The sequence below is a fragment of the Desulfovibrio sp. 3_1_syn3 genome (assembly GCF_000145315.2).
Classification (GTDB): Bacteria; Desulfobacterota; Desulfovibrionia; order Desulfovibrionales; family Desulfovibrionaceae; genus Desulfovibrio; species Desulfovibrio fairfieldensis.
Genome location: NZ_ADDR02000001.1, coordinates 1 through 13,972 on the forward strand (window position 1 = coordinate 1; position 13,972 = coordinate 13,972).

Sequence of the window (13,972 nt, forward strand, 5' to 3'; positions counted from 1 at the left end):
GGGCAATGCCGCCCACCAGCACGTGCTGGCCCAGGGCGGCATCGAGGCCACGGGCACTGTGACGGCCGTGGCGGGCAACGACCTGGCCATCCGGGGCTCCACGCTCAGCGCGGGCGGCGACGTGACCCTGGCCGCTGGCCGGGACATGACCGTGGGCACCGTCACCGAGGAGTTTCACCTTGACGGCGGCTCACGCAGTTGGGAGCACCGCGTCACCCACACCGGCTCCACTGTGGCGGCGGGCGGCAACCTGAACATGACCGCCGGGCGGGACATGACTGTGGCCGGTTCCCAGGTGGGCGCGGGCGGCGACGCCCAACTCGCGGCGGGCGGCGATCTGTCCGTGGTGGCCGTGCAGGATACGTTCAGCTCCTTTGTCAAGGCCGAGTCCGGCAAGGGCGGCCTGTTCTCCTCCAGCTCCAAGTCCACCTATACCCAGGACTACCGCACCAGCAAATCCTCCACTGTGGCCGCCGGGGGCAATCTCAGCCTGCTGGCCGGAGTTTCGGGCCTGACGCCCGGCGCATCCACGCAGACCGGCCACGCCTCGGTGGTGGGCTCCAATCTGGTCAGCGGCAAAGACCTCACCGTGGCCGCCAGCGGCAACGTCAACGTCTCCTCGGCACAGAACAGCTCCTATTTCAGCCACACCAAGTCCACTGTGGGCGCGCTGGGCCTCAGTTCCTCTTCCAAGAAAGAAGGCAACTCCTCGCTGACCCAGGTGGCCTCCAACCTCGTCGGCCAGAACGTCACCCTGGACGCGGGCAAGAGCGTCAGCCTCACGGCCTCCAACCTGAACGCCGTGGGCAATATCAACCTCACGGCCCGCGACGGCGACGTGGCCGTTGTGGACGGCAAAAACCAGTCCGCCTCCTGGTACTCCAAAAAGCAGACCGGCTTCGGCCTGGGCGGGGGCGGCTCCTTTGCCAGCTTCTACGGCACCGAGGGCAAGAAGGAGCAAAGCGCGGGCAGCACCAGCAAGGGCTCGGCACTGGCCGCCGGGCAGGACATCACGCTCACGGCCTCGCGCGACGCGGCCATTGTGGGTTCCAGCCTCAGCGCGGGCAATAACGTGACCATCAATGCCGGACGGGATGCCAACATTCTCGGCGGCACCAACACCTCCTCCCACAGCAAGGAGAAATTTGCCTCCGGCTTCGGCGTGGAAGGCATCCTGGGCCTGGACAAGACCAGCTTCTTCATGGGCTATCAGGAGACGGCCAAGGGCAACGCCAAGGCCAACACACAAAACACGGCCAGCCAGATCACGGCCAATAACAACATCACGGTCAATGCCGGGCAAAACGTCAACATGGCCGGTTCCCGGCTGGCCGCGGCCCAGGATTTGAACATGGCCGCGGGCAAGGATATCAACCTCCTCCAAGCCACGGACACGGCCAGCGCCAGCGCCTATGAAAAAACACTGCGCGCGGGCCTGAGCCTGACCCTGGAACAGAATCTGACCAGCAACGCGCAGCAGGTCTACCAGAATGCCAAGACCGCCGTAGAGGCTAACGGCCTTTTGGATTCGGCGCAGAGCGGCTTCAAGGCCGTCAATGGGGTGGGCCAGACTCTGACCAACTCCAGCGCTTCCGCCAGTCTGACGCTGGGTGTGAATGCCAGCCAGAGCAGCAGCGAAAGCCATGCCACTACAGCAGTGCCGACAGAACTTGCCGCCGGACAGGATATGAACCTCACCGCCGGGCAGGACCTGACCATGCAGGGCACCCAGGCCCAGGCGGGCAAGGACATGACCTTGGTCGCCGGGCGAGATCTGAATATCCACGCCGCCGTCTCCACGGCGGACAGTGACTCCCAGAACAGTTCCTGGGGCGCGAGCGTGGGGCTGAAAGCCACCGTCAGTAAAAACGGCCCGGCTTTTGGTCTCAGTGCCGACGGCCAGTTGGGCATGGGCTGGAGCGACAATGAGGGAACGTTCTATCACAACGCCAAGGTGACCGCCGGGGAAAAGCTGACGACGGTCTCCGGTCAGGACACCACTGTGGCCGGGGGCAATCTTACGGGCAAGGACGTGGACATGACCGTGGGCCGCAATCTCACCGTGGCCAGCAAGCAGGACACCGGCGAAGGCTCGTCCGGCCAGTTTACTGTCAGCGCCGGGGCTACTGTTGGCTATGGGGCCGATCTGAAGCTGCCCGGCCTTTCCAATGCCGTCGATGCGGCTAAATCCATCACCCCCAAAACCGGACTCACTGTCGGCAACGGCAGCGCCGAAAAGCGTTGGGTCACGGAGCAGTCCTCCATTCTGGGCACGGACAGCGTAACTATCCGCACGGAAAAAAATACCCATGTGGCGGGCGCCATCATTGCCGCGCTTAATGACAACCTCAAGCTGGATACCGGCACCCTGAGTTATGAGAACCTCCACGGTGTGGATAATTCGTCCAACACGTCGTGGGGTGTCAATTGGCAAAAACGGTTCAACTGGAATGAGAATAATGGACAATCTCAAGATATCGGCAAAGAAGATGAATCTGCAACTTTGAATCCGCAAAAGAAGTCAGAGGATAATGATGGTAAGATAGAAATTCCGCATTTTGCTTGGGTGGACGGTATACTTAAGGGACAGGGGAAACTAGAGAAAGGTTGGACTGACATGAAAAAAACGTTGATGTTCTCCCCCGGCGCATACAGCCACCAGAGCACGGAAAAAAGTCAGGTTGCCTATGCCACTATCGGCAAGGGGGAAATCATTGTGCGTGACAATCCCGGCCACTCTCTGGATGGCCTGAACCGCGATCAGAACAAGAGCACCAGTGAAAGCCAGAACGTCACCAATATCAATTACAAAGCGGCCTTCACCTATGTAGATGATGTTATTGCCATGCAGGGCATTCCCTATGCCTTGAAGGATGCCAATGAAATATGGGAAGACCCCAAGAATTTTTTTGGAAATCAGTGGATGAACGTCCAGGATGCCTTTACTGGCCTGAAAAATTCTTTCAGTCAGCTTTGGGGTACTTTGAGCGGGAACAAAAAGCAGCCGGAACAGCCTATATCGACGCCGCCTGTTGGCAACAATCCGCAACAGCAGGGCAAGGAGAGTTAGCCGTGCGCATGTTTAATGCTTTTTTGCTTTGCTTTGCTTTGCTTTGCGGCTGCCGCAGTGTCGGGCGTGTTACTCAGGAAGATTTTCCGAGTGTGTGGTTTCCACCAGAGGCAGAAGGTATATATGGTGAAAACTCTATTGTAGCAGAGAGAGAATGGAAACGTTGTGGTGATGGATATTATATAGGATTTTCAATTTATAATATGGACAGAAGAAAATTACAGACATGCAAATCAATAGGAGATGGAAATACAATGTGTGCATATTATTTCAACTATGATGTTATTGGTGCTTATGACAATGATCCTTATGTCGCTGTATTCAACATAAAATATAATCAACAAGGTGTTGTTTATGGATGCAAAGCGCATAAAATGATGGGATATGCGTACTAAATAGTAGTATTAAAAACTATACTGCTAAGATAAATTGGCGTAGAAAAAGATGAAGTTTTTTTTCATGATGCTTTGCTGTCTTCTTGCTGCATGTGGCGGAAAGACCGTGGACAATAAATTGTTTGCTGTGGCTTGGGCTCCACAGGATGCGCCGCAGAGTGAGATAAGCCCGGGACAGGGTGCGGAGGAGATTTCCCGCTGCTTGGGACAAAAAGATGTCGGCACAGCTATAACTGATCCGGTATTCGCCAAGCACAGAAGCTTGGCTGTTAAGCAATTGAAAGATGAGGATATGTGTTATGCCCAAATTCACTATTACTATGGCGACACGTTCATGTTGATCACGGAACGCTTTGCCATTGCGTTGAATTTTATCACGGATGGCAAAGGAAAAATCAAAGAATGTCTTGTGGAAAAAATTAGCGAGCTAGTCCACAAATAGTGCGCAAATGAGCAGGGCCTCCCTTCGCGGGAGGCCCTGCTCATTTTGTAACGGGCGGTATTTTTAGGAAGTAATCATAACATGAGTTTTGCTGCGGTGATATCAAAGGGGGAAATCATTGTGCGCGATAATCCCGGCCAGTCATTGGACGACCTAAACCGCGACCCGTCCCAGGCATTGAAAACTGAGCAGGCCGCCAATGTTAACATCGACTGGCAACCAGCCTTCAGCTATGTGAATACTGTCTTGGATGGTTGGGGAGTTCCGTCCATGCTCACCGGCACGTTCAACTTATTTGCTGATCCCAAAGCCTTTTTCAATGATCTCCAGGATAGTCTGGCTAAAGGCATTCCACTTTTGAAGCGTCCTGAACCCCAAAATGAGGAGCCTTCTGCTCCGGCGGCAAGCTCTCCTACAGTCCCGCCAATGCCGTCCGCTTCTGGCCCGCAAGCCAGCGCGCAACACTAGGAAGTCGCCATGCGCAATATTCTTTTATTGGTGGCGGTCTGTTGCCTGCTTTCGGCTTGTATAGTGAAAGATATGGCCAATAGTATTGGTATAAAACCGTCTCCTAGTACGCCACACGCTCCCGCGCGCGACGGCGAAGGAAAAGAGGTCAAAATATGGGTGCCTAAAAATATGATCCGTCTGTCTGCTTGGCCGTTTCAAGCCAGGGGCGAAGAGGACAGATGCACTCAAGGTTATTACTTAGGTAAAAATGTCGCGGACCTTCTCCCCACTCAGCGTGGAATTTATAAAATTCTTCCCAACTATGGGAACAGAATTTGGGCGTATTATTATTATGGGGAAGATATTCCTGGTATTGACACAACGGACTGGTATATAACTGTATTCAATATCTATGCAGACAAAAATGGTCGTATTTATGGCTGTGCATGGGCAAAATTCCCAAGCGAATATCGCCTGGAGCACGGTACATCTGACGGCATCCGGCCATGACCGCAAGACCTCTCTTCACGGAGAGGCCTTGCTCGTTTTATAGGGGAGAGATAATTTTCAAGAAAGAAAAAAACAGATAATTTATATTATTGTCTTTGCCTATGCCACCATCGGCAACGGGGAAATCATTGTGCGCGATAATCCCGGCCAGTCCCTGGACGGTCTAAACCGCGACACTTCTCAGGCCATGAAGACTGAACAGGCAACTAATGTAAATATCACTCTAAATCCGGCCTTTACCTATGTGGACACCATACTGAACCCGAATATGACAACCAATGTATTGAATACCTTGAATGAACTCTCCACAGACCCCGGCAGATTTTTCAAAAGAATCTTTTCGGGTCTGATCGCCGACGCCGACGGCAAGGGAGAGAACGCCGTGCGCAATCTCTCGGGCACGATCTCCGCCGGGAACGAGCTTTCCATCAGCGCAAAAACCGTGGAAAACAAAAAACGCGAATTTGAAGTGGCGGAACGAGGCAAGCACATTTCATACAACGAATGGTATGAATGCAACAAGCCGTTGCTCGGTCACGGTTGCGACAGAAGGCAACTGTGGTATTACGTCAACGTCTATGAAGACTACATCCTGAAGGATTCACCGTCCGCCCAGATGCTTGCGGGCGGAGACATTCTCATCAACGCGGACCTGCTTGAAAACCACTACAGCACCATTGCCGCCGGAAATAATCTCGCCGTCAAGGCGACCAACGTCGACAACAAGGACGCCGTGCTGCAACGGACGCGCACGGTCAGGGAAACCATGAAGGGCTGGGATTCTGACGGCGACTTCACCAACGAATACTTCCGGTCCTACAATGAAACCTACGAAGAGATCGGGCGTTCCCCCGTCGTGCTTTCCGCCAAGTCCGGGTTGTATATGGACGTTGCGGACACCTTCAACAATTACAGCGACCGCCAGGGCATTTCGCTGCCCAACGGCAATTCGGAGAGCGCGGGCTATCCTTTTGCGGGCAGTCCCATGTTCCGCCCGTCCACGTCGCCGGGCCATCATTACCTCATTGAAACCAACCCCATGTTCACGAATATGGGCCTTTTTTACGGTTCGGAGTATTTCCTGAGCCGCATCGGCCTGGACCAGGACCGCCAGCAGGTGGTCCTGCTGGGCGACGCCTTTTATGAAACGCGCCTTGTGCAGCAGCAGATTCTGGCCGCCACGGGCCAGCGCTTCCTCAACGGCTACAGTTCGGACGCGGACCAGATGCGCGGGCTCATGGACGCGGCGGCGGCCCAGGCCCAGGGGCTTGATCTCAGCGTCGGCGTGGCCCTCACCCCGACCCAGGTGGCGGCCCTGACCCAGGACATCATCTGGCTGGAAGAAGAAGAGCACATGGGCCGGAAGGTGCTTGTGCCCCACCTCTACCTGGCCTCGGCCACCCAGCAGGACATCGCGCCCGGCGGCGGCGTGCAGGCCAAAAACGTCTACATCAATGCCGGTAAAGGCATTCTGAACGAAGGCCGCATCAACGGCGAAAACGTGAACCTGGCCTCGGTCAATATCGAAAACACCGGCGGCCTGCTGCGCGGCGGCAGCCTGAACCTCACGGCCCTGAACGACATTGCCAACAACAGCGGCTTCCTCCAGGGCGGGGACATCAGCCTGAAGGCCGGGGGCAACATCGTCTCGCAAACCCTGACCCGCCCCGACGCGGGCAATGCCGCCCACCAGCATGTGCTGGCCCAGGGCGGCATCGAGGCCACGGGCACTGTGACGGCCGTGGCGGGCAACGACCTGGCCATCCGGGGCTCCACGCTCAGCGCGGGCGGCGACGTGACCCTGGCCGCTGGCCGGGACATGACCGTGGGCACCGTCACCGAGGAGTTTCACCTTGACGGCGGCTCACGCAGTTGGGAGCACCGCGTCACCCACACCGGCTCCACTGTGGCGGCGGGCGGCAACCTGAACATGACCGCCGGGCGGGACATGACCGTGGCCGGTTCCCAGGTGGGCGCGGGCGGCGACGCCCAACTCGCGGCGGGCGGCGATCTGTCCGTGGTGGCCGTGCAGGATACGTTCAGCTCCTTTGTCAAGGCCGAGTCCGGCAAGGGCGGCCTGTTCTCCTCCAGCTCCAAGTCCACCTATACCCAGGACTACCGCACCAGCAAATCCTCCACTGTGGCCGCCGGGGGCAATCTCAGCCTGCTGGCCGGAGTTTCGGGCCTGACGCCCGGCGCATCCACGCAGACCGGCCACGCCTCGGTGGTGGGCTCCAACCTGGTCAGCGGCAAAGACCTCACCGTGGCCGCCAGCGGCAACGTCAACGTCTCCTCGGCACAGAACAGCTCCTATTTCAGCCACACCAAGTCCACCGTGGGCGCGCTGGGCCTCAGTTCCTCTTCCAAGAAGGAGGGCAACTCCTCGCTGACCCAGGTAGAATCCAACCTCATCGGCCAAAACATCACCCTGGACGCGGGCAAGAGCGTCAGCGTCACGGCCTCCAACCTGGTGGGCAGCGGCAACATAACGCTGCTGGCCCGTGACGGGGATGTCGCGATTGCAGGCGCGGATAACTTACGAGACTCCTGGCATCAGTCCAAAAGTTCCCGGGGAGGACTTTTCTTCGGCGGGGGCAGTGTCAATTTTTATGAGGCAAAAGCCAAAAAATCCTCAAGCGGCAGCTCCGCCAATGTGGGCTCAACACTCTTGGCCGGTAATGACCTTCATATTGTCTCAAGTCGGGATATCGCCGCGCAGGGCTCTTTGCTCACGGCCGGCAACAATGTCGCCCTTGACGCCGGCAGGGATATTCATTTGCTGCCGGGACAAGACACTTCCCACTCGGCCCAGTCCAGCAGTAAATCCAGCGTGGGCATAGGGGGCAGCCTCAGCATCCAAGGCATCAGCGTAAACGCGGGGTACAACTACGCGGGCAAGGGGAGCAATCAATCGCAAACGGAAAACAGGGGCAATCTGCTGTCAGCGGGTAATGACGTGCTGCTCACGGCCAAGCGCGACGTCAGTCAGGTGGCTTCCCATCTGGAAGCCGGTAACGACATAAGCGTCATTGCCGGGCGCGACTGGAACATGCTGGCCGCCCCGGATACGCAGAATATGTCGTCCTGGCGCAAGGAAGTGCAGGCCGGTCTGACCATCTCCCTGAAACAGAACGTCACCAGCGCCGCCGATGCCTTTACCCATATCCCGGGGACAACAAGTGACGCCAAGGGCGGAGCCGGGTTTACCGGTATTTCCGCAGCCGGGGCGGGCCTGCAAGCCATGTCCGCCACCATGAGCGCGGCCTTGCAGACGGTGAGCCTGTCCGTGGATTTGGGCATGTCGGAATCCAGCCAGAAAAACTCCATCCGGAGCACCACGGCGGCCCCCTCTTCCGCCACCGCCGGACGGGACATATATGCGCTCACGGGAAATAACATCAACATAGAAGGCGGCAAGATCATTGCCGGGCGCGACGCGGCTCTAACCGCTGCCAACGATGTCAACATTATTGCCGCGCAAAACACCTGGGATCAGAAATTTTCCTCTTCATCCAGTTCGGGAGGCATCGGGGCGAGCATCGGCTTTGGGGCCACGGGCTGGAACGTTTCCGGCTATGCCTCGGCTTATGCGGGCGGCGCGAAAGCCGCTGGCGAAGCCGTAAGTCACACCAACGCGCTGGTCATGGCGGGCAACAATTTATCCGTAAGCACGGGCAATGACGCCAATGTGCAGGGGGCCTTTCTTGCGGCGGAAAACCTCCGCATGGAAGTGGGGAACAACCTGAACGTCGCCAGCCTTCAGGACACGAGTTCCAGCGTGTCTTCCTCCTGGGGCGTGGGCGGCGGCCTCAGTTTTGACATCTCTTCCTTCTTCCCCGGAGAGATCGGCGGCCTGGCCGTCAATTCCGGCAACGGAGCGGATGTCACTGTCAGCGCCGGGTCCGGCACGTTTGACAGCAAATGGGTCCAGGGACAGACGGCCATCATCGGTTCCAAAGAAGTGACGGTCAATACCGGCGGCAATACCGATATCACGGGGGCGGTGATCGCCGCTGACAGCGGCAAGCTGACCCTGAATACCGACTCCCTGACCTATACGGACCTGTTTGACTATGCGCGCGGCGAGCAGTGGAGCGCCAACCTTGGCGGGACCACCAGCCTGACGGGCAGAAAAGATCTCGGTGATGTGACCCTTTCCGGCGATTACGCTTCCGAAAATACGGAGCAAGTGGACAGAGCCACTGTGGGACAGGGCACCGTCATTGTGCGCAGTGACCCGGACGCCACGCTCGACGGCCTGAATCGGGATACGGGCAAAGCGCAGGAAGTGACCGAACATGAGGAAACAGCCTTCAGCGTCTTTGTCAGCTCAAGCATCCTGCGGGAACTGACCAAGGGACATGATGAGGTAGCCGAGAAACACGGTTTCATGGCTAATTTCCTGCCCGGTGCAGGACAGAATGAATCTAGTACTGGTCAGGAATATTATCAAACTGACAAGCACCTAGAGTATCTGCCAGGTCCAGATGGGAATCCTATTCCTAATAAGGACGTTAACTATGGGGCCTCAGACCGGAACCCCTTCCTGAGATTCCTTTACCACTGGGTACCGGGAATCAAGTCCTTCTCTGAGATCCACGATATGGAAATGAAGGTTGTGGACGGTAAGTATGCTTCACCCGCTGACGTCCCCAAATGGGTTCCCCCAGCCACAATCTTGCCATCCTTCTTGTACAGCTTTGTTCATGCTGGGGGCAGTACTCTGGATGTCACCAATTGGAGCAAGAACTGGGATACCTATATCAAGCATAGTTTTGAAATCCGTCGAATAAATAAAAATGGAGGCAAGTGATGCGCAACACACTTGCTGCTATTATGTTATTGATCTTGGCTGGTTGTGGCCCGTATATGAATGGAACTGACTACCTTCCCACATTAGAATATACACCTGTCAGTTCCAATAGCTGGGGGATATTCATTCCCCCTAAAAATACACAGAGGACAAAATATGATATATCATATTTGCCTCAGTTTTTTCCGGCTGACGATAAAAATGGATTAATATGGGGAGGGTGGTTTAATTACTTCTATGCAAAATATGCCAACGATTCCAACGCACCACTTGCTTTATGGGTACGGTTTCCCCATGTCTTTGGAACATGGAAAACCACAGGAGGTGATTTTTGGGGGAATCGGGTGGAATCAGCACCTACAAATAATGTGGAGTTGTGCAACAAGAAATGTTTTGGCGTTGAAATTTCCACCAATGCCGTGGACATGGATTTTGATACCCGAGGCGTTTTTTTGATGAAAGGCACTGAAATAATTCGAGGAGATTTAATTTCACTCAACAAAGGCTTTTTATGTAAGGATCCAGGCCTACTAAATCAAGGAATTTATAATTTATCTGACCCAAAAACTATAGCGCTTATGCAATTTAAGCGTTATCCGAAAGATGCGCTCTCATATCCATCATTTGGATTTAAATTTCCTTTGGATTGCTGGGACATTGAGAATACTGTTCTTGTCATCAGCGGCTTTACCTACAAGGGCAAACCCATACCACCTCTCAAGGTGCGTCTGAATTACACGGACCTGTCGCAAGTGCCGGGCTACGAAGGTCCACCGGCGACACAACAGGCGCAGTAAGAATGAGCAAAACTTAGAGCCAGCCTCAGTAATATTGTCAGTTCTCACGAAGGAGGCTATCCGAACGGATGAAAACAATTCGGATAGCCTCTTTTCCTGTTCGAAAGCGGAAATAAGGTGGGTTCCTGCTGGTCCTCAACTCTCTGCCTCTGGCTCCCGCTGAGTGCCCGGCACCTAGTCCTTCTCTGAGATCCCGATATGGAGATGAAAGTTGTGGACGGCAAGTATGCTTCACCCGCTGACGTCCCCAAATGGGTTCCCCCAGCCACAATCTTGCCGTCATTTCTGAATAGCTTTGTGCATGCGGGAGGCAGTACCCTTGATGTCACCAACTGAAGCAAGAACTGGGATACCTATATCCGAAGAAGTTACGAGATTCGTCAACTCAAGGGGAATGATAGAAAATGATGCGATATATATTTATTATAATAACTCTGCTTCTGACGGGATGCGGAGCACATGCAGCACTATCTTATCACCATCAATATATTTCGACCTTGGAGTATACTATTGAAAGTAATAGCAAATGGGAAATCTTTACACCAGGAAATATTTGGAGAGCAGAATCCTATAAGTCGTACTTGCCGCAATATTTTCCCGATGATGATAGAGGCCTTATAAGTTGGGGATCAAAAAACTATAATTTTTTCTATGCAAAATATCCCGTTGAGCAAAATGTCGATCTTGCTCTCTGGGTAGTCATAAATGGAGGATTTCAAGTCGATAAGGGAGAGCGTGTTGATTTTATTGACGGTTCTCCGAGAGTCACTATTTGGGGAAATACAGATTTTTGTAAAAACAATAAATGCTCTGGAGTTGATATATTCACAAATTCTGTCGATATAGACTTCAGCACATATGATATTTCTTTGACAAAATGCAATAAAAAAATTAATCTTGATTTAATTTTGCGCAATAAAGGTGCGTTATGTAAGAATGCAGTCTATTATCCACATGACACTTACAATCTTGCTGATCCTCGCACCATAGCACTTATGCAGACTAGAATTTCAACAGGGCAAAAGCCTCTCAAATATCCATGCTTCGGCTTTAAGTTTTCCCTGAGCTGCCGGGATATTGAAAATACTACTCTTGTCATCAGCGGCTTTACCTACAAGGGCAAACCCATACCGCCTCTCAAGGTGCGTCTGAATTACACGGACCTGTCGCAAGTGCCGGGCTACGAAGGTCCACCGGCGACACAACAGGCGCAGTAAAAATGAAAAGAACGTAGAGTCGACCCCAGTAACATTGTCAGCTCTCACGAAGGAGGCTATCCGAACGGATGAAAACAATTCGGATAGCCTCTTTTTCTGTTCGAAAGCGGAAATAAGGTGGGTTCCTGCTGGTCCTCAACTCTCTGCCTCTGGCTCCCGCTGAGTGCCCGGCACCTAGTCCTTCTCAGAAATCCATGACATGGAGATGAAAGTTGTGGACGGCAAGTATGCTTCACCCGCTGACGTCCCCAAATGGGTTCCCCCAGCCACAATCTTGCCTTCCTTCTTATACAGCTTTGTTCATGCTGGGGGCAGTACTCTGGATGTCACCAACTGGAGCAAGAACTGGAATACCTATATCAAACATAGTTTTGAAATCCGTCAAATAAATGAAAATGGAGGCAAGTGATGCGCAATATACTTGCTGCTATTATATTATTGATATCTTCAGGTTGTGGCCCATACATGAATGGAACTGATTATCTTGCCGTACTAGAATATACGCCTATTAGCGCTAACGGCTGGAAAATATTCACTCCTGAGAAAAATGTATGGAATTCGAAGTATCAATATAAATCTTACCTTCCTCACTATTTTCCAAATGCTGATAGAAATGGCTTGGAGTGGGAAGCAAAATTTAATTACTTTTATGCTATATATGCCAGTGATTCCAATACGCCCTTGGCGCTCTGGGTGCGATTGCCCGATGCCCTTGGAGCCTGGAAAAGCACAGGAGGCGATTTTTGGGGCAATCGGGTAGAATCCGCGCCTACAAGTCATGCTCAGTATTTATGTAAGAGGAAATGTTTTGGCGTTGAAATTTCCACCAATGCCGTGGACATGAATTTTGATACCCAGGGTGTCTTTATGATGAAAGGCGATAACGTCATTCGCGGCGATTTAGCTGCGCTTAATAAAGGCTATTTATGCAAAGATACTGTTTATCTGAATCATAACAACTATCGTTTATCTGACCCAAAAACTATAGCACTTATGCAGTTCAAGCGTTATCCGAAAGATGCGCTCTCATATCCATCATTTGGATTTAAATTCCCCTTGGATTGCTGGGACATTGAGAATACTACCCTTGTCATCAGCGGCTTTACCTACAAGGGCAAATCCATACCGCCTCTCAAGGTGCGCCTGAATTACACGGACCTGTCGCAAGTGCCGGGCTACGAATGTCCACCGGCGACACAACAGGCGCAGTAAAAATGAAAAGAACGTAGAGTCGCCCCCACTAACATTGTCAGCTCTCACGAAGGAGGCTATCCGAACGGATGAAAACAATTCGGATAGTCTCCTTCTCTGCTCGAAAATGGAAAGGTAATTTGTGCAACATATTGCAATAGTAATAGCATGCATTTTCTTTTGTTATGACTGCGATCCCGCGCCAGGAATCTTTCTAGCCAATAGAAGCGGAAGTGATAAAGTTATCTATATAACAGGAAGGAACTATAGGCTCCTTAAGGATGGTTATGATATTACATTCAGACCATTGCGGGCATCATTTTTTAACGATGAAAAACTTTATATATGAAATGCTATAAATAATTATGCTGAAATGAAAGAAAGTGGGAACGTTAAGAACTTAATGGAAAAAATTGAACTTTATCATGCCAGCACAGGTAAAAGTGCAACATTCATAATAGCTAAAATAGCCTGATATTAAAGCCTTATAATGAGCCTCTAAGGCGAATGCCCATAACTGATGAAAATTAACGGTGGATGGTGGACAAATTCAAATCCTTTTGAGCAATGTGCAAATAGCAGCGCACGAAAGAAAATGAAATCACTTGGAATATATGATAAAATTCAAAATGGATGGAGATATGAATAATATTTTTATTGCAATCACTTTAGTGGTGCTACTTACATCATGTACACTTCCTGGAGAAGCATTTATTGTAAATAGAAGTGGAAAGGATGTTGTTGTATATACAAAAAATATAGGAAGTATTTTGAAAGATGGCTGTGATGATATTTATAGCCCTCTAAGATCTTCTTATTTTACGACAGAAAGATTGAGAATAAAGGAGTGTCCTGCTGCGCTATACAGGACATGGAAGTGTCCTGACATACAATCCAAAGATTTTGGCAATGTATCTGAAAATATTGATGCTCTGCATAACTTCCAAGAGAAAACAGGAAAACGTGCGGCGTACCTTTTGGACGAGAATTTTAATCTTTTATTGGTGCCATATGACAGGCCATTTAAGGGACAAAGATTAGAAAATGGAAGAATTATTTGTAAATAAGAAAATTTACATAACTTCAA

General features: G+C 52.2%; 11 protein-coding genes. All 11 read left to right on the top strand.

Annotation, left to right across the window (positions count from 1 at the left end; translation table 11 throughout):
- A partial coding sequence (locus tag HMPREF0326_RS00005) for a hemagglutinin repeat-containing protein (protein ID WP_020990078.1) occupies nucleotides 1–3,070 on the top strand: 3,070 nt, incomplete at its 5' end.
- Between the two features lie 2 nt (nucleotides 3,071–3,072).
- Nucleotides 3,073–3,465 carry a hypothetical protein gene (locus HMPREF0326_RS16480; RefSeq protein ID WP_147568351.1) on the top strand — a complete coding sequence of 131 codons (393 nt, stop codon included), beginning with the start codon at nucleotides 3,073–3,075 and terminating at the stop codon, nucleotides 3,463–3,465.
- A gap of 106 nt (nucleotides 3,466–3,571) precedes the next feature.
- Nucleotides 3,572–3,907, top strand: a complete 336-nt coding sequence (locus HMPREF0326_RS00010) for a hypothetical protein (protein ID WP_008681705.1) — start codon at nucleotides 3,572–3,574, stop codon at nucleotides 3,905–3,907.
- Nucleotides 3,908–3,988: 81 nt separating this feature from the next.
- Nucleotides 3,989–4,375: a hypothetical protein gene (locus HMPREF0326_RS15425; protein WP_008681706.1), complete on the top strand. Its 387-nt coding sequence runs from the start codon at nucleotides 3,989–3,991 to the stop codon at nucleotides 4,373–4,375.
- Between the two features lie 9 nt (nucleotides 4,376–4,384).
- The gene (locus HMPREF0326_RS16485) at nucleotides 4,385–4,867 is read left to right on the top strand and encodes a hypothetical protein (protein ID WP_147568352.1); all 483 of its coding nucleotides are present in this window, start codon (nucleotides 4,385–4,387) and stop codon (nucleotides 4,865–4,867) included.
- A gap of 130 nt (nucleotides 4,868–4,997) precedes the next feature.
- Entirely contained in the window at nucleotides 4,998–9,680 is a 4,683-nt protein-coding gene (locus HMPREF0326_RS15680) for a hemagglutinin repeat-containing protein (protein WP_020990080.1), read from the top strand.
- Nucleotides 9,680–10,477 (top strand): hypothetical protein, encoded by a 798-nt coding sequence (locus HMPREF0326_RS15685; protein ID WP_020990081.1) that lies wholly within the window; start codon nucleotides 9,680–9,682, stop codon nucleotides 10,475–10,477. Before HMPREF0326_RS15680 ends, HMPREF0326_RS15685 begins: the two co-directional genes overlap by 1 nt.
- A 404-nt stretch (nucleotides 10,478–10,881) precedes the next feature.
- Nucleotides 10,882–11,694: a hypothetical protein gene (locus tag HMPREF0326_RS15690; RefSeq protein WP_020990082.1), complete on the top strand. Its 813-nt coding sequence runs from the start codon at nucleotides 10,882–10,884 to the stop codon at nucleotides 11,692–11,694.
- A 199-nt stretch (nucleotides 11,695–11,893) separates the two neighbouring features.
- A complete protein-coding gene (locus HMPREF0326_RS16490) occupies nucleotides 11,894–12,103 on the top strand; it encodes a hypothetical protein (protein WP_008681712.1) in 210 nt (69 codons plus the stop codon).
- The gene (locus HMPREF0326_RS00025; RefSeq protein ID WP_020990083.1) at nucleotides 12,103–12,906 is read left to right on the top strand and encodes a hypothetical protein; all 804 of its coding nucleotides are present in this window, start codon (nucleotides 12,103–12,105) and stop codon (nucleotides 12,904–12,906) included. Before HMPREF0326_RS16490 ends, HMPREF0326_RS00025 begins: the two co-directional genes overlap by 1 nt.
- A gap of 620 nt (nucleotides 12,907–13,526) precedes the next feature.
- Nucleotides 13,527–13,952 (top strand): hypothetical protein, encoded by a 426-nt coding sequence (locus HMPREF0326_RS16495; protein WP_147568353.1) that lies wholly within the window; start codon nucleotides 13,527–13,529, stop codon nucleotides 13,950–13,952.
- The last annotated feature ends 20 nt before the right edge of the window (nucleotides 13,953–13,972 follow it).

Bases quoted from the DNA above. Each gene is read 5' to 3' on its own strand.
- HMPREF0326_RS15690 (WP_020990082.1), top strand. From the start codon at position 10,882: ATGATGCGATATATATTTATTATAATAACTCTGCTTCTGACGGGATGC.
- HMPREF0326_RS16485 (WP_147568352.1), top strand. From the start codon at position 4,385: ATGCGCAATATTCTTTTATTGGTGGCGGTCTGTTGCCTGCTTTCGGCT.
- HMPREF0326_RS15685 (WP_020990081.1), top strand. From the start codon at position 9,680: ATGCGCAACACACTTGCTGCTATTATGTTATTGATCTTGGCTGGTTGT.
- HMPREF0326_RS16490 (WP_008681712.1), top strand. From the start codon at position 11,894: ATGGAGATGAAAGTTGTGGACGGCAAGTATGCTTCACCCGCTGACGTC.
- HMPREF0326_RS00025 (WP_020990083.1), top strand. From the start codon at position 12,103: ATGCGCAATATACTTGCTGCTATTATATTATTGATATCTTCAGGTTGT.
- HMPREF0326_RS15425 (WP_008681706.1), top strand. From the start codon at position 3,989: ATGAGTTTTGCTGCGGTGATATCAAAGGGGGAAATCATTGTGCGCGAT.
- HMPREF0326_RS16495 (WP_147568353.1), top strand. From the start codon at position 13,527: ATGAATAATATTTTTATTGCAATCACTTTAGTGGTGCTACTTACATCA.